The 25,475-nt window shown below is 55.1% G+C and carries 29 protein-coding genes and 1 tRNA gene; 11 read left to right on the top strand and 19 right to left on the bottom strand.

All coding sequences use genetic code 11. The features are described 5' to 3' along the window. Positions 1 to 92 precede the first annotated feature (92 nt). Genes ACWNZ1_RS27175 through ACWNZ1_RS27155 form a run of 5 tightly spaced genes read right to left on the bottom strand, consistent with a single transcriptional unit; the run spans position 93 to position 4,253 of the window. Positions 93 to 365, bottom strand: a complete 273-nt coding sequence (locus tag ACWNZ1_RS27175) for a DUF2160 domain-containing protein (RefSeq protein WP_135846260.1) — start codon at positions 363 to 365, stop codon at positions 93 to 95. 10 nt (positions 366 to 375) lie between these two features. After that, positions 376 to 1,176: a carbohydrate ABC transporter permease gene (locus ACWNZ1_RS27170; RefSeq protein WP_135846261.1), complete on the bottom strand. Its 801-nt coding sequence runs from the start codon at positions 1,174 to 1,176 to the stop codon at positions 376 to 378. 10 nt (positions 1,177 to 1,186) lie between these two features. Then, positions 1,187 to 2,053 carry a carbohydrate ABC transporter permease gene (locus ACWNZ1_RS27165; RefSeq protein WP_135846262.1) on the bottom strand — a complete coding sequence of 289 codons (867 nt, stop codon included), beginning with the start codon at positions 2,051 to 2,053 and terminating at the stop codon, positions 1,187 to 1,189. After that, the gene (locus ACWNZ1_RS27160; protein ID WP_135846263.1) at positions 2,050 to 3,159 is read right to left on the bottom strand and encodes an ABC transporter ATP-binding protein; all 1,110 of its coding nucleotides are present in this window, start codon (positions 3,157 to 3,159) and stop codon (positions 2,050 to 2,052) included. The genes ACWNZ1_RS27165 and ACWNZ1_RS27160 overlap by 4 nt, the downstream gene beginning before the upstream one ends. Then, on the bottom strand, positions 3,159 to 4,253 hold the full coding sequence (locus tag ACWNZ1_RS27155; protein WP_135846264.1) for an ABC transporter ATP-binding protein: 1,095 nt from the start codon (positions 4,251 to 4,253) through the stop codon (positions 3,159 to 3,161). The genes ACWNZ1_RS27160 and ACWNZ1_RS27155 overlap by 1 nt, the downstream gene beginning before the upstream one ends. 421 nt (positions 4,254 to 4,674) lie before the next feature. Between ACWNZ1_RS27155 and ACWNZ1_RS27150 the strand changes: the two genes are divergently transcribed. Continuing rightward, entirely contained in the window at positions 4,675 to 6,519 is a 1,845-nt protein-coding gene (locus tag ACWNZ1_RS27150; protein ID WP_135846265.1) for a sigma-54-dependent Fis family transcriptional regulator, read from the top strand. Between the two features lie 133 nt (positions 6,520 to 6,652). Here the strand turns inward: ACWNZ1_RS27150 and ACWNZ1_RS27145 are convergent, their stop codons facing one another. Continuing rightward, a complete protein-coding gene (locus ACWNZ1_RS27145; RefSeq protein ID WP_280944220.1) occupies positions 6,653 to 7,162 on the bottom strand; it encodes an anti-virulence regulator CigR family protein in 510 nt (169 codons plus the stop codon). Between the two features lie 128 nt (positions 7,163 to 7,290). Here ACWNZ1_RS27145 and ACWNZ1_RS27140 point away from each other — a divergent pair, with 128 nt between their 5' ends. Both ACWNZ1_RS27140 and ACWNZ1_RS27135 read left to right on the top strand, forming a co-directional pair. After that, positions 7,291 to 8,502 carry an MFS transporter gene (locus ACWNZ1_RS27140; protein ID WP_265072224.1) on the top strand — a complete coding sequence of 404 codons (1,212 nt, stop codon included), beginning with the start codon at positions 7,291 to 7,293 and terminating at the stop codon, positions 8,500 to 8,502. 251 nt (positions 8,503 to 8,753) lie between these two features. Then, on the top strand, positions 8,754 to 8,960 hold the full coding sequence (locus ACWNZ1_RS27135; protein ID WP_135846268.1) for a hypothetical protein: 207 nt from the start codon (positions 8,754 to 8,756) through the stop codon (positions 8,958 to 8,960). Between the two features lie 53 nt (positions 8,961 to 9,013). Here ACWNZ1_RS27135 and ACWNZ1_RS27130 read toward each other — a convergent pair whose 3' ends face one another. From ACWNZ1_RS27130 to ACWNZ1_RS27120, 3 genes are all read right to left on the bottom strand, one after another. Beyond that, a complete protein-coding gene (locus ACWNZ1_RS27130) occupies positions 9,014 to 9,322 on the bottom strand; it encodes an AzlD family protein (RefSeq protein WP_135846269.1) in 309 nt (102 codons plus the stop codon). Continuing rightward, on the bottom strand, positions 9,319 to 10,029 hold the full coding sequence (locus tag ACWNZ1_RS27125; protein ID WP_456027984.1) for an AzlC family ABC transporter permease: 711 nt from the start codon (positions 10,027 to 10,029) through the stop codon (positions 9,319 to 9,321). Before ACWNZ1_RS27125 ends, ACWNZ1_RS27130 begins: the two co-directional genes overlap by 4 nt. 155 nt (positions 10,030 to 10,184) lie before the next feature. Then, complete coding sequence (locus ACWNZ1_RS27120; RefSeq protein ID WP_280944221.1) at positions 10,185 to 10,523, bottom strand: hypothetical protein; 339 nt, start codon at positions 10,521 to 10,523, stop codon at positions 10,185 to 10,187. Between the two features lie 350 nt (positions 10,524 to 10,873). On the opposite strand from ACWNZ1_RS27120, the gene ACWNZ1_RS27115 reads away from it, so the two are divergent. Together ACWNZ1_RS27115 and ACWNZ1_RS27110 are read left to right on the top strand one after the other, a co-directional pair. Beyond that, the gene (locus tag ACWNZ1_RS27115) at positions 10,874 to 11,302 is read left to right on the top strand and encodes a DUF2628 domain-containing protein (RefSeq protein WP_135846272.1); all 429 of its coding nucleotides are present in this window, start codon (positions 10,874 to 10,876) and stop codon (positions 11,300 to 11,302) included. Positions 11,303 to 11,527: 225 nt separating this feature from the next. Continuing rightward, complete coding sequence (locus tag ACWNZ1_RS27110; protein WP_265072225.1) at positions 11,528 to 12,034, top strand: AAA family ATPase; 507 nt, start codon at positions 11,528 to 11,530, stop codon at positions 12,032 to 12,034. A gap of 82 nt (positions 12,035 to 12,116) precedes the next feature. On the opposite strand, the gene ACWNZ1_RS27105 is transcribed toward ACWNZ1_RS27110, so the two are convergent. Both ACWNZ1_RS27105 and ACWNZ1_RS27100 read right to left on the bottom strand, forming a co-directional pair. After that, complete coding sequence (locus tag ACWNZ1_RS27105; RefSeq protein WP_256453454.1) at positions 12,117 to 12,485, bottom strand: hypothetical protein; 369 nt, start codon at positions 12,483 to 12,485, stop codon at positions 12,117 to 12,119. A gap of 147 nt (positions 12,486 to 12,632) precedes the next feature. Further along, complete coding sequence (locus ACWNZ1_RS27100; RefSeq protein ID WP_265072226.1) at positions 12,633 to 13,043, bottom strand: hypothetical protein; 411 nt, start codon at positions 13,041 to 13,043, stop codon at positions 12,633 to 12,635. 143 nt (positions 13,044 to 13,186) lie between these two features. On the opposite strand from ACWNZ1_RS27100, the gene ACWNZ1_RS27095 reads away from it, so the two are divergent. Beyond that, positions 13,187 to 13,387, top strand: a complete 201-nt coding sequence (locus ACWNZ1_RS27095) for a hypothetical protein (RefSeq protein ID WP_135846276.1) — start codon at positions 13,187 to 13,189, stop codon at positions 13,385 to 13,387. Between the two features lie 23 nt (positions 13,388 to 13,410). On the opposite strand, the gene ACWNZ1_RS27090 is transcribed toward ACWNZ1_RS27095, so the two are convergent. After that, positions 13,411 to 13,860 (bottom strand): PACE efflux transporter, encoded by a 450-nt coding sequence (locus ACWNZ1_RS27090; RefSeq protein WP_265072227.1) that lies wholly within the window; start codon positions 13,858 to 13,860, stop codon positions 13,411 to 13,413. A gap of 106 nt (positions 13,861 to 13,966) precedes the next feature. On the opposite strand from ACWNZ1_RS27090, the gene ACWNZ1_RS27085 reads away from it, so the two are divergent. Next, positions 13,967 to 14,851, top strand: coding sequence for a LysR substrate-binding domain-containing protein (locus ACWNZ1_RS27085; protein WP_256453455.1), 885 nt, complete (start codon positions 13,967 to 13,969; stop codon positions 14,849 to 14,851). A 145-nt stretch (positions 14,852 to 14,996) separates the two neighbouring features. Here ACWNZ1_RS27085 and ACWNZ1_RS27080 read toward each other — a convergent pair whose 3' ends face one another. From ACWNZ1_RS27080 to ACWNZ1_RS27065, 4 genes are all read right to left on the bottom strand, one after another. Continuing rightward, complete coding sequence (locus ACWNZ1_RS27080) at positions 14,997 to 16,166, bottom strand: alpha/beta hydrolase (RefSeq protein WP_280944222.1); 1,170 nt, start codon at positions 16,164 to 16,166, stop codon at positions 14,997 to 14,999. A gap of 1,031 nt (positions 16,167 to 17,197) precedes the next feature. Continuing rightward, positions 17,198 to 17,347, bottom strand: coding sequence for a hypothetical protein (locus ACWNZ1_RS27075; protein ID WP_265072235.1), 150 nt, complete (start codon positions 17,345 to 17,347; stop codon positions 17,198 to 17,200). 59 nt (positions 17,348 to 17,406) lie between these two features. Further along, entirely contained in the window at positions 17,407 to 17,952 is a 546-nt protein-coding gene (locus ACWNZ1_RS27070; protein WP_256453457.1) for a hypothetical protein, read from the bottom strand. 246 nt (positions 17,953 to 18,198) lie between these two features. After that, a complete protein-coding gene (locus tag ACWNZ1_RS27065; protein ID WP_256453458.1) occupies positions 18,199 to 18,879 on the bottom strand; it encodes a hypothetical protein in 681 nt (226 codons plus the stop codon). Positions 18,880 to 19,332: 453 nt separating this feature from the next. Between ACWNZ1_RS27065 and ACWNZ1_RS27060 the strand changes: the two genes are divergently transcribed. Continuing rightward, on the top strand, positions 19,333 to 19,611 hold the full coding sequence (locus tag ACWNZ1_RS27060) for a hypothetical protein (RefSeq protein ID WP_256453459.1): 279 nt from the start codon (positions 19,333 to 19,335) through the stop codon (positions 19,609 to 19,611). Between the two features lie 275 nt (positions 19,612 to 19,886). Next, positions 19,887 to 20,300, top strand: a complete 414-nt coding sequence (locus tag ACWNZ1_RS27055) for an aegerolysin family protein (protein WP_256453460.1) — start codon at positions 19,887 to 19,889, stop codon at positions 20,298 to 20,300. Positions 20,301 to 21,024: 724 nt separating this feature from the next. Here ACWNZ1_RS27055 and ACWNZ1_RS27050 read toward each other — a convergent pair. Further along, complete coding sequence (locus ACWNZ1_RS27050; RefSeq protein WP_456027983.1) at positions 21,025 to 21,501, bottom strand: transposase; 477 nt, start codon at positions 21,499 to 21,501, stop codon at positions 21,025 to 21,027. Between the two features lie 278 nt (positions 21,502 to 21,779). On the opposite strand from ACWNZ1_RS27050, the gene ACWNZ1_RS27045 reads away from it, so the two are divergent. Further along, the gene (locus tag ACWNZ1_RS27045; RefSeq protein WP_238346663.1) at positions 21,780 to 22,616 is read left to right on the top strand and encodes a hypothetical protein; all 837 of its coding nucleotides are present in this window, start codon (positions 21,780 to 21,782) and stop codon (positions 22,614 to 22,616) included. 304 nt (positions 22,617 to 22,920) lie between these two features. Here the strand turns inward: ACWNZ1_RS27045 and ACWNZ1_RS27040 are convergent, their stop codons facing one another. Together ACWNZ1_RS27040 and ACWNZ1_RS27035 are read right to left on the bottom strand one after the other, a co-directional pair. Continuing rightward, on the bottom strand, positions 22,921 to 23,565 hold the full coding sequence (locus ACWNZ1_RS27040; protein ID WP_135846286.1) for a hypothetical protein: 645 nt from the start codon (positions 23,563 to 23,565) through the stop codon (positions 22,921 to 22,923). Positions 23,566 to 23,648: 83 nt separating this feature from the next. Beyond that, positions 23,649 to 23,725 (bottom strand) — tRNA-Val (locus ACWNZ1_RS27035). A 183-nt stretch (positions 23,726 to 23,908) separates the two neighbouring features. Here ACWNZ1_RS27035 and ACWNZ1_RS27030 point away from each other — a divergent pair. Continuing rightward, positions 23,909 to 25,192, top strand: coding sequence for an NAD(P)/FAD-dependent oxidoreductase (locus tag ACWNZ1_RS27030; RefSeq protein WP_135846287.1), 1,284 nt, complete (start codon positions 23,909 to 23,911; stop codon positions 25,190 to 25,192). The last annotated feature ends 283 nt before the right edge of the window (positions 25,193 to 25,475 follow it).

Raw genomic sequence — 25,475 nt, 5'->3', positions numbered from 1 at the left:
GACCTCCTGTTTGGGTTTAAGAGCCTGGTCGTCGAACCTTCGACGTGGCCTGTACGGTTAATTTGAGTACTCGAATTAGCCACACAGACCACTTAGCCCCACCGCATCACTGCCAACAGCCACACCAAGGACAACGCGAACGCTATCCAGATGCTCCAGTCGGTAACGCCAACTACCAGCAGATGCAGATAGGCGCTACCGAGAAGACCGATAAACAACCGATCGCCACGGGTGGTGGCAATCGGCAGGAAACCCCGCCGAGGGATACTCGGCGAACGCAGTTCCCACGTGGTCATGCCTGCCAGCAGCAAGGCAATGACCCCAAAGAACACCGCCGTGGGGGCGGTCCAATTCATCCATTCCATCATCGACTCCTCAGACCCGGCCCAGGGCAAAGCCCTTGGCCACGTGGTTGCGAACGAACCAGATCACCAGCATGCCCGGCAGGATGGTCAACACCCCCGCCGCCGCCAGCACGCCCCAATCGATACCGGAGGCCGACACGGTACGGGTCATGACCGCCGCGATCGGCTTGGCATTGACCGACGTCAACGTGCGCGCCAGCAGCAATTCGACCCAGGAAAACATGAAGCAGAAGAACGCCGTGACACCGATGCCCGAGCCAATCAACGGAATGAAGATCTTGGCGAAGAACTTGGGGAAACTGTAGCCGTCAATGTAGGCGGTCTCGTCAATTTCTTTCGGCACCCCCGACATGAAGCCTTCGAGGATCCACACCGCCAGCGGTACGTTGAACAGGCAATGGGCCAAGGCCACGGCAATATGGGTGTCGAACAGCCCGATGGACGAATACAGCTGGAAGAACGGCAGCAGGAACACCGCCGGAGGCGCCATGCGGTTGGTGAGCAACCAGAAGAACAGGTGCTTGTCCCCCAAAAACCGGTAGCGGGAAAACGCATAGGCCGCCGGCAGCGCCACGCCCAGGGAAATCACCGTGTTCAGGCTCACGTAGTACAGCGAGTTCAGGTAACCGGTGTACCAGCTTGGGTCGGTGAAGATCACCTTATAGTTCTGGAAAGTGAAATCGTGGGGCCACAGGGTCAGGCTGCCGAGGATCTCGGTGTTGCTCTTGAACGACATGTTCAGCAGCCAGTAGATGGGCACCAGCAGGAACAGGATGTAGATCAGCAGTGGTATCAGCTTTCTCTTGCTCATGGCGCGGGCCTCAACGGTTGGCGTCGGAGTGAGTCATGGCGGTGTAGAACAGCCACGACACCAACAGAATGATCAGGAAGTACACCAGGGAAAACGCCGCCGCCGGGCCCAGGTCGAATTGACCGATGGCCATCTGCGTCAGGGTCTGGCTCAGGAACGTGGTGGCGTTACCCGGCCCGCCGCCCGTCAGCACGAACGGCTCGGTGTAGATCATGAAGCTGTCCATGAAGCGCAGCATCACTGCGATCAGCAGCACGCTCTTCATCTTCGGCAACTGGATGTGCCGGAACACTGCCCAGTTGGACGCCCGGTCGATCCGCGCAGCCTGGTAGTACACATCCGGAATCGCCCGCAGCCCCGAATAGCACAGCAGCGCGACCAGCGAAGTCCAGTGCCAGACGTCCATCACCAGCACCGTGACCCAAGCGTCCATGGTGTTGGCCGCATAGTTGTAGCTGATGCCCATGGCGTTGAGCGTCGAGCCCATCAACCCGATGTCGGCGCGACCGAAAATCTGCCAGATGGTACCCACCACGTTCCACGGAATCAGCAACGGAATCGCCAGGATGATCAACACCAGCGACGACCATTTACCCTTGGTCGGCATGGTCAGGGCGATGGCGATGCCCAGGGGAATTTCAATCAGCAGCACACACGCCGAGTAGATGAACTGGCGCAACAGCGAATCGTGCAGCCGTGGGTCCAGCAGCACTTGCCGGTACCAGTCGGCGCCGACGAAGTAGCGGCTGGACTGGTCGAAGATGTCCTGCACCGAATAGTTGACCACGGTCATCATCGGGATCACGGCGCTGAACGCCACCAGCAGGAACACCGGCAACACCAGCCACCAGGCCTTGTTGTTCTGCACCTTGTTCATGGCTGCACCTCGCTCAATGGTTCCAGCAAGTATTCATCGGCATAAACCATCAGCCATTGGGCCGGGAAACTGATGTACGCCGTGCCTTCGGGCACCGGCTTGTCTTCGGCCAGGCGCACTTTCAGCGGCGCGCCATCGAGGTTGAGGGTCAGGATCTTGTAGGTGCCCAAGTCCTCGACGTGGACCACATCGGCGCGCATCGCATCGTCGTAAGGCCCGTCCCAGACGTGGACGAACTCCGGACGAATCCCGACCTTCAGGCTCTTGCCTTGAGCCTCGACAATGCGCTGTTGCAAGGTCGAGGACAGGGGCAAATGAGTCGAGCCGAAGCCAACGCCTCCGGGCTGCGCCGTGACCTCGATCAGGTTCATTCCCGGGCTGCCGATGAAGTAACCGACGAAGGTGTGGCTCGGGCGCTCGAACAGATCCCGAGGCGTGCCGAACTGCACGATCTGGCCGCCATACATCACCGCGATCTTGTCGGCGAAGGTGGACGCCTCCAACTGGTCGTGGGTGACGTAGACCATGGTGATGTTGAACTGCTCGTGGATCTGCTTGAGCTTGCGCCGCAGTTTCCATTTCAAGTGCGGGTCGATCACCGTCAGCGGTTCGTCGAACAGGATCGCCGACACGTCGTCGCGCACCAGCCCACGGCCCATGGAGACTTTCTGCTTTTCATCGGCGGTAAGGTTGCGGGCCTTTTTGTCCAGCAGGCTCTGCAGGTCCAGGACCTCGGCAATTTCCTGCACCTTGGTGTGAATCTTCGCCTCGGCCATGCCCTGGTTGCGCAGCGGGAACGCCAGGTTGTCGAACACCGTCATGGTGTCGTACACCACCGGGAACTGGAACACCTGGGCAATGTTGCGCCGCTCCGGAGTCAGGTCGTTGACGACAGTGCTGTCGAACATCACCTGGCCTTCGGAGGGGCTGAGCAATCCGGAAATGATGTTGAGCAAAGTGGATTTTCCGCAGCCCGAGGGCCCGAGCAGTGCATAGGCACCGCCCTGCTCCCAGATGTGGTTCATCTCACGGATCGCGTAGTCCTCTGGGCCCGCCGGGGTGCTGGTGTAGCTGTGGGCGAGGTTCTGCAAACGAATTTCGGCCATCAGGCAACCCTCGCGATACGCTGGCCAGGGGCTTGGACCAGCTTGCCCTGGGCATCGAAAACAAACAGTTTGTGGGTCGGAATGTAGATGCGGATCGGCGCGTCCACGTCGTACTCATGCACCCCAGGCAAGTGCAGCACCAGCAGGAAATGCTCGTTGCGCACGTGCAGGAACGTCTCCGAACCACTGATCTCGGCCACCTCGACGGTCACCGCCAGTTCGAGGTCGTCATCGTTGCTGGGCACCAGGGAGATATGACTGGGGCGCACACCGAAGCGGAACTCGCCCTCGCCCACCGGGCGCAGGTCGACATTCAACGGGAAGTGCACGAAATTGGCGAAGCTCACTTCATTGCCGGCAATGCGTCCGGGCATGAGATTGATCGGCGGTTCGGAAAACAGTTCGGCGGCCAGCACGGTTTGCGGCTGGTGATACACCGAGGACGATTTGCCGCTCTGGATGATCCGCCCTTCATGCAGGATCGTGGTGGTGCCGCCCAACGCCAACGCTTCGTTGGGCTCGGTGGTGGCGTAGACGGCGATGGTGTGGCGGGCCTGGAACAGTTCGCGCATTTCCTGGCGAAGTTCCTCGCGCAGCTTATAGTCCAGGTTCACCAGCGGCTCGTCGAACAGGATCAGTTCGGCGTCCTTGACCAGCGCCCGGGCCATGGCTGTGCGCTGTTGCTGGCCACCGGACAATTCCAGCGGATGGCGCTGCAGGAATTTCTCGATCCGTAGCATCCTCGCGGTTTCCAGCACCTTGCTCTGGATCACCTCATCGGACACACCGGCCTGGCGCAGGGGCGAGGCGATGTTTTCGAAAACGGTCATGGTCGGGTAGTTGATGAACTGCTGATAGACCATCGACACGTTGCGCAGCCGCACCGGGCGCTTGGTGACGTCGACGCCGTTCATCAGGATGCGACCGCTGTCGGGCTTGTCGAGTCCGGCCATCAGCCGCATCAGGCTGGTCTTGCCGGACAGCGTGCGGCCCAGCAGGACATTGAAGGATCCGGGTTCGAAACTCAGATTGGCATCGTCGATCCAGGTCTGGCCTTCGACGGTGCGACAGATGTGCTCAAGCGTTAATGACATGGCTCGGCCTTTTTATTATTTGGAGTCAAGCGACCCGAGTCTAAAAGCGAAAGCCGTGCCATAAATCACAAGCCTTTGATTTTATTAATTTTTTCTCTATTTATTCAAAAAAGTGCATTCGTTGATGAACACAAATGAACAGGCAGGAATGAACAACTGAACAATTCATCGGTTGACAATGAACAAATTTGAACAACACTGAATGAACGTTTCCGGTTAGCCTGGCAGCGATCCTGTGGGAGCGGGCTTGCTCGCGAAGGCGGTGTGTCAGTCAACATAAATGCTGCTGATCCAACGCTTTCGCGAGCAAGCCCGCTCCCACAAGGGTCTGTGTATGAAGTGGTATTCAGGCTTGCCCCAGCACAAGGAGGATGTGCGAGACTGATCACAACAATAAAAACAGCTCCTGCGAGAGTGCCCCATGGCCGCACCTGCTCCTGCCTTGTCCCACGAGGCCATCATCCAGGCCTCCTGGTCCCGTTGCCGCGCCTTTGGCCTGAACCATCAGAGCGTGCCGGCCTTCGATCAGTTGCCCGCCGAAGGCATCGCCCAGTTGCTGGAGAGCCAGCATTCGTTGGTGCAGACCACCCACCAGGAAGTCCTGCCGTATTACGAGAACATCCTGAGCAACTCCAATTGCCTGATCATGCTGGCCGACAACCTGGGCCAGGTGCTGACCTCCTGGGGCACCCAGCGCTTCATCGAGCCGAAACTGGCCCATGGCTTCAGCGCCGGAGCGAGCTGGAGGGAGCGCTGCACCGGCACCAACGCCATCGGCACCGCGCTGGCCTGTGAACAGGCGGTGCACATCGAACACGATGAACACTTCCTCAAGGCCAACCGTTTCATGACTGGCTCCGCCGCGCCGATCTTCGACGCCGAGCGCAAGGTCATCGCGGTGCTGGACGTCTCCAGCGACAGCTACCTGCCGCCGTCCCACACCCTGGGCATGGTCAAGATGATGAGCCAGACCGTGGAAAACCGGCTGATCCTCAACCTGTTTCGCGGTGAACACTTCCAACTGACCTTCAACACCGGCTTGAACAACCTCGACAGCCAATGGGCCGGGCTGCTGATTTTCGATGAGAGCGGCCAGGTCCTTTCCGCCAACCGCCGCGCCGACAACCTGCTGGGCCTGAGCCTGTCGCGGGTCAGCATTGAAAGCCTGTTCAAGGTCTCGTTGCTGGAGCTGCTGAACCAACCCGACGGCCTGCCGTTCGCCCTGCAAGCGTCCGGAAGCAATCGTTTCCAGTGCGTGCTCAGGCGCCCGAGCCAGGTGTCGATCAAGGCGCGGGTCTTCGCCGAACCATCACCCGCGCCTGCCCCCGCCAGCCACGTCATCAGCCTCAACACCCTGCACTTCGGTGACAGCCGCGTGGAAAAAGCCGTGCGCCAGGCCGAGCGCTTGCTGGAAAAGGACATTCCGCTGCTGATCCACGGCGAGACCGGGGTGGGCAAGGAAGTGTTCGTCAAAGCCCTGCACCAGGCGAGCTCGCGCTGCAAGCAGCCGTTCATTGCCGTCAACTGCGCGGCGATTCCCGCCGAGTTGGTGGAATCGGAATTGTTCGGCTACGAAAAAGGCGCCTTCACCGGCGCCAACCAAAAGGGCAGCATCGGCCTGATCCGCAAGGCCGACCGTGGCACGCTGTTTCTCGACGAGATCGGCGACATGCCCCTGCCGACCCAGGCTCGATTGTTGCGGGTCTTGCAGGAGCGTTGCGTGCAACCGGTGGGCAGCGCCGAGCTGTTCCCGGTGGACATCCGCATCATCTCCGCCACCAACCGCTCGCTGCGTGAACAGGTGCAGTTGGGTCGGTTCCGCGAAGACTTGTATTACCGCATCGGCGGCTTGACCCTGGAACTGCCACCGCTGCGCGAACGCAGCGACAAGCAGGCCCTGTTCAAACGCCTCTGGGAACACCATCGCGAACCGACCCAGTGGGCCGGTTTGAGCCGCGAGGTCGTGGATCTGTTCGAACGCCATCCGTGGCCGGGCAACCTGCGCCAGGTCAGCAGCGTATTGCAAGTGGCCCTGGCGATGGCCGAGGAACAACCGATCCGCCCGGAACACCTGCCCGACGATTTCTTCGTCGACCTTGAAATGGAGCCGGTGGAAACACCCGAACCACTGACCGTGGACCTGAACGATGTCGAAGATCTGAACCGCCAGTTGCAGGCGGTGGGCGGGAATATTTCGCACCTGGCGCGACGACTGGGGGTCAGCCGCAATACCTTGTACAAACGCCTGCGCCAACTGGAAAACTGATACGAAACCTGTGGTGAATGCGATACCTGAGACAACTCGGAAAAACTGTGGGAGCAAGCCCGCTCCCACAAGTTCCGTTTCTCAACTGAGAGGCACTACTCCGAAGAGGCTGCCATTTCGTTGAAACACCGGGTCAATCGAACGCACCGTTGAGCACTTCATAGATGATGCCGCTGGCGATCGCCACCAGGATCAGGTCGGTGCCCGCCTGCCGCCACTCATAACCATCGTAGTGCGGCAACCGCCCCAACAGGCGCCCGTCGAGCTTCTTGGCAATGCCTGGGGGCAGCGGCTTGCCCCGGGCGAGGTTCTTCTGGATACCCGGTGGCAACGGCGGGCCGGGGCTCCAATAATCACGATGGCCACCAAGCAGGCCGATAATGCCGCCACGATCAATGCTCGGGCCGTTGTGCCAATCGCCACCGGACGGATTGCCCTTGCCACCCTGGTTACCCTTATTGCCAGGATCGCCTTGCCCTCCCCCCTTGTTGCCCTGCCCGCCTTTACCTCCCTGTCCCTGACCGGGGCCTTGATCGAATTGAGCGTTTCCCTTGCCGTTGCCCGGGTCCGCGACAACAATCCCAGGGCCCGCCGCCAGGGCGAAACAGGTCACTGCAGCAATCAACGAGCGCGATTTAAACATGGCAGTTCTCTCAAAGAGGGGATGTTCCCCTGTAAAGATATAGAGACTATGGGTGATATTAGTTCCATATCACGCTGTGCGTCGTTGCCAGACAGGACGATACTTTCAACCGGCAATCAAGGAGTTCCATGCGCAAGGATTACCTGGCTTTTTTCGTCTCGATGTTCCTCTCCCGGTTGGCCGATCAGATTTTGCTGTTCATCGTTCCGCTGATTGTTTTCCAGACCACCAACAGCGTTTCCTGGGCGGGCCTGGCGTTTTTCGTCGAATCGCTGCCACGCTATTTATCGTTTCCGATCTGCGGCGCGCTGTGCGACAAATTCCCGCCCATTCGTATCCTGCACATCAGCCAGGTCTATCGCGCTGTCGCCTGCGGCGTGGCGGTCGTGCTCTATGGCGTCTTCGGCGGTATCTATTGGATCGTGGCGCTCTCGGCCCTATGCGGCGTGTTGACCACCCAAGGCATCATGGCGCGTGAAGTGGTGATGCCTTACATCTTCAAGCACTACACCTACACCAAGACCCTCGCTTACTCGCAAATAGCCGACCAGACCGGGTTGGTGCTGGGCCCGCTGATCGCCGCATTGATGCTCGAAGTGTGGGCGTGGCACTGGGTGGTGCTGGCGATTGCCGGACTGTTCCTGCTGGCGGACCTGGCCATGGGCTATTGGCAACGCACCAGCTCGGTCACGCTGGAAACCTTCGAGCAGCATCACGACGTCTGGCTGAACCCGCTGCGCATCGCCTTCGGCCACATCCGCCGCCTGGCGGAGCTGAAAAAAATCATCGGCCTGGCGGTGGGCGTCAACCTGATCATCGGCGTCACCCTCGCCACCTCGGCCGCCATGGTGATCGGCCAATACAGCGCCGGTAAGGATTACTACGCCGGGTTACAGGCGGCCGGGGCGATTACCACCATCCTCATTCTGTTCTTCCTGGCGCGGGTGAGCTTGCCGTTGAAAGTCCTGGGAGCGCTGTCCTATACGCTGATCGCCGCTGGCGCTTTCATCACCGCGTTCAGCCCGAGCACATGGGGTTATGCCGTCGGTTTCCTGCTGATCGTCGGCTTCGACAAGATGTTCAACGTCTACTTCCGCACGTTGCGCCAACAAGTCATCCCACCCCAGGATTTCGGCAAGACCGTTGGCGTCATTACGCTACTCAACAACCTGTCGCAACCACTGGCGGGCCTGCTGGTCGCGGTGCTGGCCGCGCCTGTGGGAACACAGCAGCTGATTCTGCTGCTGGCGTTCGCCACCAGCGTAATCGGTATTGGCGTGGTGGTATTGCATGGAAAGGCGTCAACCGGGCCTGAGATCTACGGCACAGACGCTGACTGAGCGGCATTCACCGAGTTTGTATTATCAGTGACTTATTGTTGAGGCATGGTTGAAACATTGCCGGCGCTGAACGTCTTTCCGGGCGTTCATGGACATGCAGCCCCACCACTCGTCGCCTGTTAAACGTAGCACCTGATAGGCGGCCACGTCTGGCTTAGGGTTTGCACTGGCCTGTGTTAGCAGCCAAGAACGACGTAATTCTGACGCGGCGGCAATTTTATCAATGCTTAGTCAGCCAATGGAGATGTACCGTGTCAACTCTCAACGAAATCGCAGCGAACCACGCGAGAATGGCAAAGGCAAAGGAAGAAGAGTCGATACGGCTGAGTGCGCTTCACGGTCAAGTAGTGGGGAGTTTCGAAATTCCGCCCCTTGAGGCGAAACCGCAGATGCCGCTGCACTTCATGGCTGCGGTTCAGGATCACTCATTTGGGGAGACCGCGGCCCTGAGCTTTTAACCCGGATGTTGACTGGAACTCATCGCCCGCTTGTGAGCGGGCGACTTGACGCCTTAAAAATGCCTGACTAACGCGGCAGCCAGTATGCCGGCCGCAATCGCAGGCAGCGGCTTTTTCAGGAGCAACATGACGATTGCCGTGGTCAGCAAAGCCAGCCGTGCGCCGTTATCACCTTTAACGGCCATCGGAACCAGAACCGCCACCAATACCGAACCGGACATGGCCGTGATGAACTGCTGCACCCGATAGTTGATCGGCACGAACGACATCACGAAAACACCGCCCCACCGAGTTGCCAATGTCACGACGGCCATGATCAAGATGACGAGCAACGTGCCATAACCCGCCGTTTCAATATTCATTGTTGTTTCTCCATCCACAGCGCGCCCAGAGCGCCCCCCGCCAAAGCGCCAACCACGACATGACTGTTCGCCGGCAAATACCAGTAGGCCAACAGCGATGAGCAGGCCGCCACGGTCCAGATGATGAACATGCGCAGGTTCTTCTTCCCGCCCACGACCATCGCCAACAAGAAACAGCCCATCACCATATCGAGCCCGAAGCTGACCGGGTTCTCAATGGCGCTGCCAAAATGAAGCCCCAGCCAACTACCCAGGATCCAAGTGACCCAGAGGGCAATGCCGCCGCCGAATAAAATCCCGAGCCCCGGCTTGCCACGATTGAATGCCTGCATCGCCATGGCCCAGTTGGCGTCCGAGACAACCAGCATGACACCGTAGCGTTTGGCGACGGGCAACTCCTGCAGCCACGGATAAAGTGTCGCGCCCATCAACAGATGCCGGGCGTTGATGGCGAAGACCGTGATCATCAGCGGAACGACGGGGACTTGCTGCCCCCACAGATCCAGCGCGGCAAATTGAGACGCGCCGGCAAAAACCAGCGTGCTCATGAGCACGGCCGACGTATCACTCAAGCCGGTTTGCGCAGCCGCCAGGCCGAAAGCGACGCCGAACACGACGACGAAAAGAGAAATGGGGATTAACTGTCTGAAGCCGTCAACGATGTGTTGCAGCTTTAACTCATGCAGATGCGTTTCAACGTTCGACAAGACATCGCCTCTTCTAATATTGCCGCAGTGTAAAAGGCCCACGGTATGCGAACTGGCGCAGGATCGCGAAAACCAATGACAAGGATTCGCGCAGCACCCGGGCTTGAATATTTGCCCATGGACGATAGCTAAAGAAACTCGCCAAGGGCGCCGAACTACTTGGCCGCGTAGCTTTTGCAGAGATCCTGCGCCATCGTTGCCAAGCCCGAGTTGTTGAGGGACTGCATCATAAATTCGACTTCGCCTTTGTAGGCAGGGTCTGAACTTATTTTTCGGACTTCAGCCTTGGTCGGTTCGTCTATGCTGGGATCGCTGGCCATGGCATTTTCGACAGACCCGTTTAATCCCGGGTTTGCCTTATTGCAGAGATGCTCCATCGCCACAAGCGTTACGGCAAGACGATGGGTTTCAACGACTTGATTGGCGAGCACACTACCGGTAAATCCGCACGCGCTCAGCAAGAGGGACAGGCTAGCGATCCTTACTAAAGACATTCGACAACTCCTTGATTGAGCCCACAGTTTACACGGCTGATCCAGAGGGTTTAAGGGCGGCCATCGGATTGGCATGCTGGCCTGCCCTTATCCAGCCTGAAGTCTTTGCGCCCGAATCCGCAGGACAGAGTGATGCTCGTCACAGATCCGATGACCGCTTAAGCCGCCAGTACAGTATTTTTTCACGTAACCGCTTATAAAGCGCACGGGCAAATACATCAGGAAATCTGCGTGAGCCCGCCCTGCAATAAACCTATACAATCCGCTCGCCAAAAAAACTAATAAAAACAGCAATACAGGACATCTCGGAAGAACAAACATCACCTCATGGAATATCAGGAGCAGCAAAAATGAGCACGAATGAACAAGTGCAAAGCAGCGGTAAATACAGTGCCAAATGGCAAGAACGCTTTAACTTCTTTGACACCTACGGTGCCCCGAGCGACCCACGATACAAGGTCGCAATCAAGGAGCTGCCAGGTTTCAAGAAAAAACTGCTGGTTAACGCTAACGTGATTGCGTTCTTCTTCGGCCCCATTTACCTGTTCGTCCTGGGTCTCTGGAAGAAAAACCTCGCCCTGCTCGGCATCATGCTGACGATCAATATCGTGCTGAGTGTGATTTTTGCGATCTTGGGCATGGACTTCCCCAGACCGTTGAGCACCGGCCTGGGTGTTGCTTTCTCCATGACCTATGCGCTCATCGCCAACTACTCGTACTACCTCAAAGAAGTGAAAGGCGAACAAAGCTGGAATCCGTTCCAGGGCATGCGTTTCTGATTACAGGCATGGCTAATCAAAAGCCCGCACCTCGTCATGAGTGTGCGGGCTTTCTGTTTCTGAATCGCAGTTTCAAAGCCTTCCTGTTTCCCACAAAAAAGCTGACCGCCCCTCACACCCGTTAGGGCCATCGGTATACGGGCGGAACAGCGCATGGGCGACCCGGCTGAACCTATAATCGACAACCACCTAGACTAGGTTAACTCACTCACCAAAGGACATAGGATGCTCGTTGTCTTCAGCGGCCTTCCGGGGACCGGAAAAACGACTATCGCAAGTGATCTTGCCAACAGAACACGTGCCGTATACCTGCGAATCGATACGATTGAGCAGGCTATCCGCAATTCCGGAGCCCTGGCACAAGACGTGGGACGCAGCGGCTACATGGTCGCTTATGAGCTTGCCCTGAGTAATCTTCGTTTCGGCAGCACGGTTATCGTTGACTGTGTTAACCCCGTCATCGAAAGCCGTAAGGCGTGGAGCGAAATCGCCACGCGCGCGGGTGTTCCATTGGTGAATATCCAGGTGATTTGCTCTGATAAACGTGAACACCAGCGGCGGGTAGAAACCCGGGAAATTGATATTCCCGGGCTGATGCCCCCCACTTGGAAGTCTGTGCTGGATCATGAATATGAGGCGTGGGATAACGCCCCCTTCAACATAGACACAGCCCTGATAACTCCGTCGGATGCAGTAGAACTGATCAGCAGACGATTTTTATCCGGGGACTGAAAAAGGGGGAGTTAAGGAAACGGGCACGTCAAAAGACGTTGCTCACACCCATTTTCAACTGCAAACGCGTTGAGCGATTGACCTATTCAACGGCCGAACGGCTGTTGCGCCAGAACAGGTACGCCAGTCCCACCGGCGCCACGAAAATCGCGAACGACCAGCACATCGCCATGGTGAAAACCTTCACTATCAGCATGAACAGTGCATTCACGAAAAAAACATTGTTGCCCATGATGTAGCCGACAACGCTTTCGTAGACGAATCGAGAGTACGGATACAGCAATGTGTTGATGATCGCCAACACAATCAGCCCAGGCTTCGCGCCGATTCCTCCAGGGCTGTTAGCCGCCAGGGAGATAATCATCACAGTGAACACCAGCCCAAAAAGAAACTGACGGATGTAGTAGCTGGTAGTCAGACCGCCAAAAGTCTTGGCGAAAAATGAGTGCATAAGAGATCCCTCTAGAATGCTGATTTAAACGAGGCGCCACCTTACCAGCCTCATTTATTCACGCAAGATCAAACAGGCTCAGGCCAACGAGTGGATGTCTCTTGCACAAAAAACGTCGTCGATAAGGCAATCTCATGTCAAATGGGTCTAACCACGAATGCGGCGCTCAGTGAAGTCATAATCTTCCTGGCAATCGCCGGAAGGGTCTGACGCCACATTGACGTAATGCACCGTGTCGGCGTTGATCAACTTGTAGGTGTAGACATCAGGCAAACGCACGCCATCGGTTCTCAATTCGTTCTTGCCATTGGCAGCAGACCAGGTGCCATGTTCGGTTTGAATCGGCTGGGTCTGCTGGGCATCCCGGAAAAAAGTGATGGTGAAGCGACCGTCGGGCTTGAAGTTATTTTTCCAGGATAGGAACTGGCATTTGCCGTTTTCCGCCCGCAGGCCTTTCCATGAACCAATCAAGGATGGATCATTGGCTGGCGTGTTGGCGGCGCAGCCACCGAGCGTTGCTGCCAGGACGACAAGGGCCAGGGAGAAATTCCGTTTCACGTAGTGCTTCCTTAATCAAATGAATGCGGTGCGTTGCGAATGCCCGCGCTGGCCCTAATTGTAACGACTTCCGGCCAGGAATAGAGCGCCTGGTGAACTCGCGCTGACGCTCATTAACCAATGCCCTGACAAAGTGCTAATCGATGCCAAAAAAACATCAGGAAACCAAAGCGGCGACTGCTGCTGAAATCGAGCGCTCTATCCAGGCACTGAACAAAATGGCCGAGCGCCTCTGGGGCGATGGTCGAGAAGCTGAGGCCAAAGCCCTCCTCGATGCCTTAGATGCGTTAAACAGGGCACTCGATCGAATCCGGATTGGAGAAAGCCGAAGAGTTCTTCATTAAAGATTACAGCTCATGCAACTGATTCATGGGGCGTTGGATAAAGGCCCCTGACCAGATTGCGCCGAAAGTGGAACATCAAACACTCGATCAAACCCCCATTGAAAAACCAGCGAGTAAAAGAAGAAAAACACAAACAGCCCCAAGTTGGTCGCCAGTGCCAGCCACAGGCTGATGCCTAGCCACGCCCCAATCACCGGGGTAAGAATCAGCGTCAAGCCGCCTTCAAATCCCAGGGAGTGGAGCAGTCGTCGCAGCCAATTACGATGGCGGCTGCGCTGGCGACGTTCCCACCACTCGAACAGGCCGTTGAAGAGCATGTTCCAGGCCAGCGCGACAGCAGAAATCACCAGCGACAGTAAGGTTGAATAGCCCATACCCTGGCCGTAAGTGAGCGCCAGCGCCGGTGCCACGAACAGCACGCCGCCAGCTTCGTAGAGTATGGCCTGGAGGATTTTACGGGGCGTGCCTTGCATCGGTGGGCTCCTGGGTTGGATTGGAAGACCACAGCGTGGCAAGTTGAGCGCCCGCGCACAATTGAGCTAAATTGAGCCACGCTCAACCTGAGTAACCTACTCGCCCATGTTCGCCAAACTGCCTCTCACCGCCGTGCGCGGCTTCGAATCTGCCGCACGACTAGGCAGCTTCAAGGCAGCAGCCCAGGAACTGAATGTCAGCCCGGCGGCGATCTCCCACCAAGTCAAAAGCCTTGAAGCCTTCCTTGGCGTACGACTGTTCGAACGCTCCAGCCAAAACGTGCGCCTGAGCGCCGACGGCGAGCGCCTTCAACCTTTCATGCACCGCGCCCTGCTGGATATCCAACATGGCCTGCAGGTGCTGTCGCCGCCGTGTGCTGCACAGTCCCTGGTGGTGAGCACGACACTGGCATTCGCCAGCCTGTGGCTGATACCGCGGCTCGGGGATTTTCATCGATTGCACCCGGACATCGACGTCAGCCTGCACAGCAGCAACGACGTGGTGGACCTGAAGCGTGACGCCAGCATCGACCTGGCGATCCGCGCCCTGTTCACGCCCGATCCGCAACTGTTCGAGCAGCCGTTGCTGGACGAGTATTTTGGCGTCTATTGCCGCCCCGGTTGGCAACCGCCCATAGCGGGCTCGCCCATCGAATTGATCGACGTGCCGTGGCTGAGCAGCGCAAAGGTGGCGGTCGACTGGCCTGCATGGTGCGCCAAGGCCGGCACCTTGGGCTGGCTGGATAATGCGCGGTTCCGGCGATATGACGAGGAACAACATGCGCTGCAGGCGGCGATTGCCGGGCACGGGTTGGTGCTCGCGAGCAATGTGCTGGTTGCTGAGGCTGTTGTGCGTGGGGAACTGGTTGGCTATCGGCCTGAGGTTCGCTTGGTGGGTGCTCGGTATACGGTGGTGTGTGTGCCGGGGCGGGAGCGGCAACTGGAGGTACGGGCTTTTAGTGAGTGGTTGTTGGAACAGAGTATTGGTTGAACGGGTTCTGCCTGCGCCCCGACGAATCGGGACGCAGGCAGCCTCGGGTGCGCCGTTAGCCAGTGGACTGTTTAGACTCTGCGGGTCTAGACGTTATGACTTTCTAATCATCGTAGTCTACCCACGCCCCCAGGCCCCAAAAGCACTACGGCTGTAGAAAAAAATACTTGTAAGGAGGCACAACGATAAAACCTTTTCTTTTGTTGGCCCTCAAATTACTCCCGATCATATCGTGCATATCCACTAGTACACGAGCCGAACTACCATACTTTGAATGGCCAAGAAGATCATCAACCCCTCCCGCATGAGTTATATCAACAGAGTCAATTCCGGGAAAGAAAAAACCGTCAGAGCCACTAAAGCCAAGCATTTCTCGATCAGCAAGATAGGTGCTAGAGGAAACTCTGAGCGCCTTATCCTCCGACGACATATAAATTGTTGCGCGACCAAACTTACTAAACGCAGCCTTATATTTTAAAATAAACGTCTCCCTGGGAAAGTCAGGTGCAGCCAGTATGATATTACCCAGTTTCTTGTCCAATAGCTTTGAATGAGAGGAGTAGAGCCTGCCCAGTGCAGGAATGACTACTTTTGACCCCATGCTATGCGCCAGGATATGAATTCTCTTTCCCTGCGTAGAGGCCACCAGCTTTAACATAAATTTTTCGAAGTCATCAATGGAGTCCAGCGCCCTACCGAAATCGCGATTGTACTTCAATGGATCCCCAATAGAAGGCCAACTGAACACTACAGGTTGCAAATCAGGATTAATATCATAGGAAACCTGAGCTGCACGCTTAACAGCGTCTTCAAACTTTACGTTAAAGCCATGTACAAAAAGCAATACATCGCCGCTTTTAACAGCATTCGTTGACTTGAACTGCTTAAAGAAGTCAGCCTCAGACAATGTTAGTGATTTGTCATTCAGCAAGGTAATAATGGGATCATCCTGATCATCCACAACCCCAAACCTCATTAACACTTTAAATGTGGAGCTATGCGAATCTTTAAAACTCCCTACATCCCTTTCAAGAGGAATCAGAACGGTCTCCTGACCATAAGACAGGGGGGCATCGGACACATTCAGCTCAGCTAATAGACCGCCATCCGGACCTTTTCTTCTGTTCGTTGCATAGCTGACCTTCACTGTCGAAAAAACTTCAACCCGCTGTGCAGCTTCGATAGGATCCGGTGCTGGATAAGATAACTCCCCAGAACTGGAAGCAGGCGTTTGAAACGAAACTGAAGATGCGCACCCGGCAAAAAACAAGCTGAATGATAGAAGCCAGATAATACCTAACACAGAAAATTTCATTACCCTTCCATCCTTTGATTTTATTTAACTCGAGTAGCAAAACAGGAAACAATCCACATTTTTATCTCAATGATAAACAGACCTGCCCGCGTTTTCCCTGCATCCGCGGCCCATAAGGCGAGTGACGATGAGGAGATAGGGACAGACCACGATTGTGGGATGCACTGATTCCAGATGAACTCATAATCTTGGTCTGTCCCCGGTTCCCTGCTAAAGATAATTATCTTCTGGCGTGATGCTTCGTGTTTAGCACTTGAAAAATACATTGCACCGGCTACACCACCCTTCAGCTGCGCTCCGGTTCATTGGAAAACGGAGGGGAGGATGACTTGTATCGGCAACCGTCAAAACCAGTGAGAATCCTATGAATCTACGCCGAATCTCGTCGGCTGGAACGCTCATGCCCGCCCCATCGACTATTTGAAGAACCCCGCCCGACACCCTGCTGTCAATCCGTTGCCACTCACACTGCCATCCTGTTACCCACGTGAAGTCTCGAATTTGATAGTCGCCGGTGGCGCTTTGGCATTGAGCGAGTTTCTTGTTGGAGAGGTCAAAAGCAAGAAATATGGGGCTTGGATAGCCGAGCAGCTGAGTATCGTCAAGGCTCAGACCTTCTTTTAGGTTGATGGATGCTACAAGTGCTTTTGCTCGTCTCTTGCGCCGTATCAAGTGCCATATGGCGAGAAAAAAAATAGAAACAGAAGCCAGGAAGAGCTGACGTCCTTCGACTGTAAGCTTACCGGGCGAAAACTCTATCACGCCCCACAAGAGTCCTATCGTCGCAAGCCCCGATAACCAAGCGGCGGGGATCACTATGCTGTTAGCGAAGCTAGCTCCGAGCGTCCTCAAACAGCTTTTCATAACGGTATCCAATATCATTTATAGAAGTACTCGTAGGTTATCACTGACAGAGCGCTAACTTATAGGACTTGGCCCGCAATGCGCTGGAAAAGGGGGACAGATTTATTTTCTAGCCGACAGCTAGTTGATCCAAGCTTTGCTCCAAAATCCCTGTGCTTTCCATTGAGTCATCCGTGCTCTTCCGCAGCCCGCTTTATTCGTCCGTTCATGACATCATTCGCATAGCAACCAAATCGATCCTCGACTTCCTGAAAACTGGCGGCGATCTCCATCAGTTCGATGGCCTCTTCTTCCCGCCCGTTTTCCGAAAATTTCACGGCAACATGCGTCAGATCGACGTCAGCCTCGGCACCGGAGCTGGTTCTCCAGGATCCGACTACTTGGCTTTTGCGCTCTTGATGTCACTTATGATTTTCTGAGAAATGGCCTGAACCTGTTCTTGGGTCATAGCCGACATGACGCCCTCCCAAGCAGACGACGACGTGTCATACGTCCGAGTTCCAATCAGGCGGCCTGATTTCAAGTCCGAGTAATCTGCACTGGAGTTGACCCATGCATTTCCTACCATGACCCCGGCTCCGTAGCGTGCGCCTGGGGTGAGGTAACGGAAATTGGTCACGTTGATCTTGATACCAACACCGTCTTTACCCTCAGGGCCTGATGTCTGGCCCTCTGTAAGGCTGTAACCGGCGCGAGTCGCTTCAACTTGTAGAGCGTCACTCCATTCTCGCTTCAAGCGAGGCCAGTCCTCGTTTTGTTGAACCTTGCTGTTTCCTTGGAGATTCACGACCAGGTTCTGCTTGGCTGACTCCTGGATGACCAGCATTTCAGTTCCACCGCTTTTCACAGAGGCAGCGCATCCGCTCAGCATCAAAATGGCAACGGCGCTAGACAGCGAAATCGAGAGCTTGGTTTTTTTCATTGAATTTCCATATCCATAAAATGGGTTGAGACAGAGTAGAGATTCCCGCCGAGCCAGACGAGCGCACACCTGAAATGCGCAGAATTTAGCACCATTACTTCGCCACTACGAGACAGAGCCCCACAAGACGACCTTAGCGCTTCAGATGCTCCGATAAAAACGGCCTTCCGCACTTAAGGGACCGCAACGGTAAACCCGTTCTCTTGCTTTCTCAAAAAACCCGCCGAAGCGGGTTTTAAGTGGTAACTAAACCCAGTTGTCGTAGCGATTAAGCAGAATATTATCCATCTGCCTAAGGCTGATTTCCCGGCCAAGTTCTTCTTCGAACAGACTACGAACGCGTATGTAGAAGTCTATGTAAGTCGCATAGTTTTTTGACATACCCGCCGTGGTCGGCGCGAAAACCAGCCCCTCCTCATTCGCGATCCACTTCAGCGCCTCCCTGGCTCGCGAATCAACCATTGGAAACAGAGTCGGAAAATGGAAGTGCAGATACTTCGAAGCGAAGCTGCTCGCGTCCTTATTAGTGACGGCACTGATGGCCTCGCAGAGCCGGGAATGCACTTTGTTCACCGCCGTACAGACAGATCCAGCAAGCCGCTCCCCCGCCGGGAGAAAGGACGCTTCCAAACCTACATCCGAGCTGCAAATAGATTTAGCCAACCGCTCATAAAAGCCTCCCGTGGAGCCTTCATAACCATCCTCGTCGTCCTCGTCGCCCTTTTTGCGGCGCTCGACCGATGCAGCCAGGCTGCGGCCAATGATCAGCGCCTTTGAAGCCACCTGCGCGTGATCTGTATGACTGGGATTCTCTCGCACAAAGCCATAGAGCGCTTTGTTGGCCGGTATGAATATGCCGCACCCCTCGTCCGTGCCTATGAATTCGTCAGTCAAGTAATGGCGTTTTTCCTTTTGTAAAAATTGCATGCGTCTCTCCTTAGGTGAGACCTAATAATGCCACCCAATTGCCATCATATGGTGACCTACGTCCTTTCGAACGCCAGCGGTGCGAGAGTATGCGTCCAGGGGGTGTCGGGAGCTTGAAGCAGTGAAATTCGGACAGATCCAGGAATTTCGGGGAGAAGACATAACCTATTGAAAAAATGAAAACACCCAGATCCAGCGTCAAAACAGCAAGATTTCCCTATAAGAATCAGAAAGTTAGCGTTGGACATTCCTACAGTGCTTTCCCCTCCACGGCGTCCTGCCGACCGAACACAATCCCCTCCCAGACAGGACTGTCCTACCGTTCGTCTTATCCCTCCCCAGCTTCAACCCACCAGCTTTGACAGTCAATTATTCGGATCTATAGTCATGAAGACTGTTGAAAAGCCCAGAATGTAGCGTAAATAAAATGGAGTCATTCTGGACAAAGTTTGAATGGAGCAATACTGGCAAAGTTTGGATGGTTACAAAAAAAAACGAGGTTGGTTAATCACCCCGTTTGTGGATTGTCACCATAATCCAAAAGCCTATCAAAAGGAGCAAGCATATGTCTTTCGCAAGAAAATTCGCCTCAAGCGCATTGCCAATACCCTTGACTGCTATTTTGACCTCCTGCCCACACAACAACCTCCAGACAAAAACCAACGCAAGCAAACGCCTTCTCCGATTTCCGGGATGGCTTTCTTGATCATAAATCATCCGAAATACAATTAGTTAATCTTCCAAACAATTTGAATGACGCCCTTACATTCAAATGTATGGCCGTCAGAACCAGAGGCATACGCCTACAAATGCAATTCCTCAGGCGGCGCAACAGGTTGTTATTTGCTAAAGGAAAAATGATAACTGCAAAAGGATTGCAGCACTATCATTAAATATTATCTCCAGGGAGGAGAAACCCATCATGACTTCATAACCATTATCATCTTTTGGCAGCGAGCAATAGAAAACAACAGTACTTCACTCTGATGCAATTGGAGATTTTTATCATGGGCGCATCTGAAAAATTCTACCTAACTATTGTTAATGATTCCAAAACTAAAACTCTCATTTATAAAGACATAAGCTTCGACTGGGGAAGAGTCGATACTGGCCCTGTAGCTCAAGTCCCGCCCAAAACAACAATTCAAGTCTTAGTCGCTCAAGGCAGGGATAATACGTCCTCTGGTACGGAGGGCTCTATTACTTATTCCATTTATGGCCAAGATGACAGATGGGTAAAAGTATCCTGGAATGTACCTTGGGCAGCAGGGGCGGAAAATACGTGCATCCCTAGCTCAAGCGATGATAATAAGCCAGAAAACCCAGACGGGAATATTGTTTGGCAACCACAAACACCTACAGCCGGCGGCGGCACAACTTTATCAGTAATCATGAAGTTTGGATATGAAATAGAAGAGTAATGATTGCAATCAACTATCAATGGATTATTGTCCTCTACTGTATGCAGAGATCAACTTTGCGGGGCTTCCAGGGATAATTTGTCGTTCGGTGGCCAGCATGGATGTTGACGCACCTAGGCTGGCCGCTCTTTTACTTTGTCGCGGACTCTTCTTTTACATAGGCTTGGCGCACCGCCAGAGCGATCAATCCTTGATCGCCATCACTCGTGATGGCGACAATTCGTTGAGCATGCGCAGGGGCAAGTTGGGCTCTTGTTCTTCCATGAACCACGCCGCCGGCGCTGGAGATGGCAGGCACTTCGCTGGGAAAAGGGGACGCCCATTAGCCGGTCTCAAGTCAAGGCTAAAAGCCAACTCGCCCTGCAGCTTTTAACTGTAGGGTTCCCCTTTATCTCAACCTGCCTGGTTGAACCTGTCGTCCCCGTTTCCTCATCAATGGCTACGACCGAGTCGTGCCAGACACCCATTTGGATCAAGCGGTAGCGATACAGCACGCACCGCCCTGGCAGTGAACTGCCCCAGAGAAACGTTGGTGCCGCCAATGTGTCCAAAACGTGTCGCAGAACTGTGGCTCGCGCGTGGCACGCACGTCCAGTCTCAACTGGCTCACTTGGCGGACGACCCGGTTACAACACACTCAGGCGGTGATGGTCGGGCGCCACTCGGATTTCGTGGTTCATGCCCAGTCCCCTTTTGGTTGGCCGGCCATCACCTAACTCGCCCTTCAGGCGAAACAGCGTTTAGCGTCAAAAGGCTGTTTCTCCTTAAGTATGTGGTAGCTCGCACGCGCCAATTTATGAGCCAGTGCTTTGGTCGCGACCACGCTGTTTGTCTTGGCTTTCTTTTTCTCGAAAAATCGTTTGGCATCGTCACTGAAACGCCGGGCAAAATTGGCTGCTTCAATGAAAGCCCAAATGAGGTAAGCGTTGCCATTTTTTGCGTTGCCTTCACCTTTCTTTTTTCCGTTGGAGTAATGCGCACTTCTTACGCAGCGAGCGTAAGAGGCGAAGTTGCCGACCTCTGCAAAACGGTCTATGTCACCGGTTTCCAACATGATGATCGTTGCCAGTACTTCACCCACGCCTGGCATCGTTTTTAGCAACAAATATTCAGGTCGTAGCTTGGCCTGTTGAAGCAGTCGCGCGTCTAGCTCGGCGATCTGCGCCTCGAGCGCTTGGATGACCACCACATTGGCCTTCATGGGAAACCGGGGACAGACCACAATTTTTGGCCCTTCTAATCGGTCCGTCTCATAATTGTGGTCTGTCCCCGTTTTCTTCAGTTCGCCTGTAATCAGGCCACCTCATTACCGATACGCTTACCGGGCCTGCTGTCGAGACTAAAGATGACATTGGCTCTACCGACACAGTGGAAAACCGAACATCGAACGGCCCCGCTTTTCAAGCGTACAACTCATGCAAAATGGGGTGTGCGTTTCGGCCCAGGAACGTCTTTTACGCCACTATGGAAGAGTACTCAGTGAAGAAGCTTTACCCCTTGATTTTCGCCGCCCTGTCCTTGGGCGCTCATGCAATGCAAGCATCAGATCCTGCGGCCGGTTCATCGGCGAAAGCCGACCACACGGCTCTTCTAGGAGCCTGGGCAATGGCGCCCCTACGCAACGGCATCGCCAACGTAGCGGAATATCTACCAGATGGAACAGTGGCATTGCATTCATTTAACTGCACCGAGCCAAACGTCCAAGGGGAGGTTGAAGTATCCAAGTACACCCTTGCTCATGACGGTAAGTCGATCCATATCGAGTCGCCGAACGATACCTTCGATCTTGAGATTCTTTCGCTGACGCCGACTGCTATGCGCCTGAGCATGACGCTGTCAGGCTACCCCCTGATCTTTAGCTATCAGAAGGTGCAAAAAATCGCCCCATTGTGCGCTTCGTACGTAGTAGACGCTGCCGAAGAGGCCAGGAAGTCTCCGTACCAAGTGAAGGATTTCGTTCCCGCGCCTACTGTACCTCCACACACCGACCTGAACCGATACATCGGCCAGTGGGCAAATGAGCAAGGGGATGTCCAGCTTGAGGTCCGTAGGGACAAAGGCAGCGACGCATATCTCTATCAATCAAACAGCGAGAACTGGGTCTACCTGTTCAACGGTGTTAGTTGGAAAAGCGACGGTCTTCACTTTACCGCCTTCGCCTACAGCAATAAGCCCGACCTCTATGACCACCCCTATCATAAGTCCAAGACACCGAACGTGATTGCTATCAACGAAGACGGGACGCTTAAGCAAATAACGTTCATCAAAGGAACCCACCGCTTCGAGTCCACGCTTATCCGTAAAAGCGACAAGTAAGGCCACAGAAGCTGGGGACAGACCACGATTTGAGCTCACTTGTAATCGGCCCATCTAATAATCGTGACCTATCCCCGTTTTCCTTCTGAAAGGAGAACCACGGTACCGCCCCCTGCTCGCTCGCGCAGCGGAGGGCCTTGGCTGGCTTGCAGGCCGGTTCTACGATCTGGTGGCTTCAGGACGTGTTCGCCCACAACCTGAGGTCGCCCTATCTTTATCCGCCGCAACGCAAAAGCCCCGACCTAAGTCGGGGCTTTCTCGTTTCTGCTAGACGCAAAACCCGCTCGATGACGGGCTGTGCTTATTAGTTTTTGCAGACCGCCTGCGGAGGCGCAGCATGCGTCAGCTTTTGGGGAATCACAATCGAAGTGCCAGGCAAAGTGGTAAGTTCGAGAACCGCCAACATGCAAATTAGCGCTGGCTCGCCATCTTTGCTTGGTCTGCCATCCACCCCTACCACTGCTTCGTAGTCTTTCCCTGGTTCCAGCTTGTAAACGAACGCCTGGCCACCACAGGTCCGGTAAGAGCTGCCGTTGCCCGCAATGGTCGCGCCCAGGGTTGCAATTTGGAATGGCAGATCCGCCCTAACGCGATACTCGGTTACGACCTCTTTGTAAGCCCCTTCCCCCATCCGAATTGCAGGGATGTACTGGATAAGACTGGGCCAAACTCTTTTCGGTATGCCAATGCTCGCCGACTTCAGGGGATACTGCGGATAGTTGATGCTCGCCGTACCATCCGACCCGAAACGTCCGGCTTCAGCCATCTTATGGCGTGTAGCAGGAGCACAACTGCCGACGATGCTGTCTCCATACACATCGGAGTTCGTGATAACGCGAACACGCGCCATTCCCTCTGATTGAGCAGGCTCCTCGTATGGAACTGAAGGTATTCCAGAGCAACCAGCAAGTGCTATAGAAAGAAAAGTTACGGAAGTGACAACCCGCATGACCATGTCCTTATGTGCGCCAACAAAAAAGGGCCCACCTTTCGGTGAGCCCTTCTAGACCGCCCAGCAGAGCGGATTTTGTTTGGTAGGCGCGATTGGACTCGAACCAACGACCCCCACCATGTCAAGGTGGTGCTCTAACCAACTGAGCTACGTGCCTGCTGTGAGGCGGCATTCTACGGAATTCCGGAGGGGTGTCAACACCTTTTTTTCACCTAACCCTATGAATATGCAAAATATTTAATTTCGCCAATGCGACGAAGATTTTGCGGTGGCTGGCGGCTTATTTTTATCTCGGGTAGGATCGGCGCATTCGTAAAAAATATAAAACAGAGGTTGCAGAATGGCGAACACACCGTATCCAGAGTCTTATTACGCCGCGTCAGCCAACCCGGTCCCTCCGCGCCCTGCCCTGCAGGATGACGTCGAGACAGATGTTTGCGTGATCGGCGCTGGTTACACCGGCCTGTCCTCTGCGTTGTTTTTGCTGGAGAACGGTTTCAAGGTGACGGTGCTTGAGGCGGCGAAGGTGGGCTTTGGGGCTTCGGGTCGCAATGGCGGGCAGATCGTTAATAGCTACAGCCGCGACATTGATGTGATCGAGCGTAGCGTTGGCCCTCAACAGGCGCAGTTGTTGGGCGACATGGCGTTCGAGGGTGGGCGGATTATTCGCGAGCGGGTGGCGAAGTATCAGATTCAGTGTGATTTGAAAGACGGCGGTGTATTCGCGGCCATCACTGCCAAGCAAATGGGCCATCTGGAGTCGCAGAAGCGTCTATGGGAGCGTTTCGGGCATACCCAGTTGGAGTTGCTGGATCAGCGGCGTATTCGCGAGGTGGTGGCTTGTGATGAGTATGTAGGCGGGATGCTCGATATGAGCGGTGGGCATATTCATCCGCTTAATCTGGCATTGGGCGAAGCAGCTGCTGTGGAGTCCCTTGGCGGGGTGATTTATGAACAGTCGCCGGCGGTGCGCATCGAGCGCGGTGCCAGTCCGGTTGTGCATACGCCGCAGGGCAAGGTCAGGGCCAAGTTCATTATCGTGGCCGGCAATGCCTACTTGGGAAATCTGGTGCCGGAGCTGGCGGCCAAGTCCATGCCTTGCGGCACCCAGGTGATTGCTACCGAACCGTTGGGAGAGGAGCTAGCTCGCAGCCTGTTGCCTCAGGATTATTGTGTTGAAGATTGCAACTACTTGCTCGATTACTACCGGTTGACGGGTGACAAGCGCCTGATTTTCGGTGGCGGCGTGGTGTATGGCGCGAGGGATCCGGCGAATATTGAGGCGATCATTCGGCCGAAGATGCTCAAGGCATTCCCGCAGCTCAAGGATGTGAAGATCGATTACGCCTGGACTGGAAATTTCCTGCTGACGCTGTCGCGTCTTCCGCAGGTCGGGCGACTGGGGGATAACATTTATTATTCCCAGGGCTGCAGCGGCCATGGCGTGACGTATACGCATCTGGCGGGCAAGGTGCTGGCTGAGGCGCTGCGTGGTCAGGCTGAGCGTTTTGATGCGTTTGCGGACCTGCCCCACTACCCCTTCCCCGGCGGTCAGTTGTTGCGTACGCCGTTTGCGGCGATGGGGGCTTGGTATTACGGGTTGCGGGATAAATTGGGGTTCTGAGAACCACACATCATCAAAGGGCTGCTTCGCAGCCCTGCGGGGCGGTGCGACGTTTCGCTAAATCCCCTCGCCACAGGCTTGTTCCAATCTTTCAAATCCCGAAAACAAAAAACCCCGGTCTTTCGACCAGGGTCTTTGCTATCGACTAGAAGATAGCTTTTCAGCCTTCTTCTTAGCTTCAAGGCGTTCAGTGGGCCTCGAAGCAGATATGGCGCAGCGGACGGGACTCGAACCCGCGACCCCCGGCGTGACAGGCCGGTATTCTAACCGACTGAACTACCGC

The organism is Pseudomonas sp. CFBP 5748, from assembly GCF_053850495.1.
The sequence above is the reverse complement of the archived record's forward strand: the minus strand, read 5'-3'. Positions and strand labels throughout refer to the sequence as shown.

Excerpts from the sequence above, each read along its gene's own strand:
- ACWNZ1_RS27175 (WP_135846260.1), bottom strand. The coding sequence starts at position 365 with ATGGAATGGATGAATTGGACCGCCCCCACGGCGGTGTTCTTTGGGGTC.
- ACWNZ1_RS27170 (WP_135846261.1), bottom strand. The coding sequence starts at position 1,176 with ATGAGCAAGAGAAAGCTGATACCACTGCTGATCTACATCCTGTTCCTG.
- ACWNZ1_RS27165 (WP_135846262.1), bottom strand. The coding sequence starts at position 2,053 with ATGAACAAGGTGCAGAACAACAAGGCCTGGTGGCTGGTGTTGCCGGTG.
- ACWNZ1_RS27160 (WP_135846263.1), bottom strand. The coding sequence starts at position 3,159 with ATGGCCGAAATTCGTTTGCAGAACCTCGCCCACAGCTACACCAGCACC.
- ACWNZ1_RS27155 (WP_135846264.1), bottom strand. The coding sequence starts at position 4,253 with ATGTCATTAACGCTTGAGCACATCTGTCGCACCGTCGAAGGCCAGACC.
- ACWNZ1_RS27150 (WP_135846265.1), top strand. The coding sequence starts at position 4,675 with ATGGCCGCACCTGCTCCTGCCTTGTCCCACGAGGCCATCATCCAGGCC.
- ACWNZ1_RS27145 (WP_280944220.1), bottom strand. The coding sequence starts at position 7,162 with ATGTTTAAATCGCGCTCGTTGATTGCTGCAGTGACCTGTTTCGCCCTG.
- ACWNZ1_RS27140 (WP_265072224.1), top strand. The coding sequence starts at position 7,291 with ATGCGCAAGGATTACCTGGCTTTTTTCGTCTCGATGTTCCTCTCCCGG.
- ACWNZ1_RS27130 (WP_135846269.1), bottom strand. The coding sequence starts at position 9,322 with ATGAATATTGAAACGGCGGGTTATGGCACGTTGCTCGTCATCTTGATC.
- ACWNZ1_RS27120 (WP_280944221.1), bottom strand. The coding sequence starts at position 10,523 with ATGTCTTTAGTAAGGATCGCTAGCCTGTCCCTCTTGCTGAGCGCGTGC.
- ACWNZ1_RS27115 (WP_135846272.1), top strand. The coding sequence starts at position 10,874 with ATGAGCACGAATGAACAAGTGCAAAGCAGCGGTAAATACAGTGCCAAA.
- ACWNZ1_RS27110 (WP_265072225.1), top strand. The coding sequence starts at position 11,528 with ATGCTCGTTGTCTTCAGCGGCCTTCCGGGGACCGGAAAAACGACTATC.
- ACWNZ1_RS27105 (WP_256453454.1), bottom strand. The coding sequence starts at position 12,485 with ATGCACTCATTTTTCGCCAAGACTTTTGGCGGTCTGACTACCAGCTAC.
- ACWNZ1_RS27095 (WP_135846276.1), top strand. The coding sequence starts at position 13,187 with ATGCCAAAAAAACATCAGGAAACCAAAGCGGCGACTGCTGCTGAAATC.
- ACWNZ1_RS27090 (WP_265072227.1), bottom strand. The coding sequence starts at position 13,860 with ATGCAAGGCACGCCCCGTAAAATCCTCCAGGCCATACTCTACGAAGCT.
- ACWNZ1_RS27085 (WP_256453455.1), top strand. The coding sequence starts at position 13,967 with ATGTTCGCCAAACTGCCTCTCACCGCCGTGCGCGGCTTCGAATCTGCC.
- ACWNZ1_RS27080 (WP_280944222.1), bottom strand. The coding sequence starts at position 16,166 with ATGAAATTTTCTGTGTTAGGTATTATCTGGCTTCTATCATTCAGCTTG.
- ACWNZ1_RS27070 (WP_256453457.1), bottom strand. The coding sequence starts at position 17,952 with ATGAAAAAAACCAAGCTCTCGATTTCGCTGTCTAGCGCCGTTGCCATT.
- ACWNZ1_RS27065 (WP_256453458.1), bottom strand. The coding sequence starts at position 18,879 with ATGCAATTTTTACAAAAGGAAAAACGCCATTACTTGACTGACGAATTC.
- ACWNZ1_RS27060 (WP_256453459.1), top strand. The coding sequence starts at position 19,333 with ATGGAGCAATACTGGCAAAGTTTGGATGGTTACAAAAAAAAACGAGGT.
- ACWNZ1_RS27055 (WP_256453460.1), top strand. The coding sequence starts at position 19,887 with ATGGGCGCATCTGAAAAATTCTACCTAACTATTGTTAATGATTCCAAA.
- ACWNZ1_RS27050 (WP_456027983.1), bottom strand. The coding sequence starts at position 21,501 with ATGAAGGCCAATGTGGTGGTCATCCAAGCGCTCGAGGCGCAGATCGCC.
- ACWNZ1_RS27040 (WP_135846286.1), bottom strand. The coding sequence starts at position 23,565 with ATGCGGGTTGTCACTTCCGTAACTTTTCTTTCTATAGCACTTGCTGGT.
- ACWNZ1_RS27030 (WP_135846287.1), top strand. The coding sequence starts at position 23,909 with ATGGCGAACACACCGTATCCAGAGTCTTATTACGCCGCGTCAGCCAAC.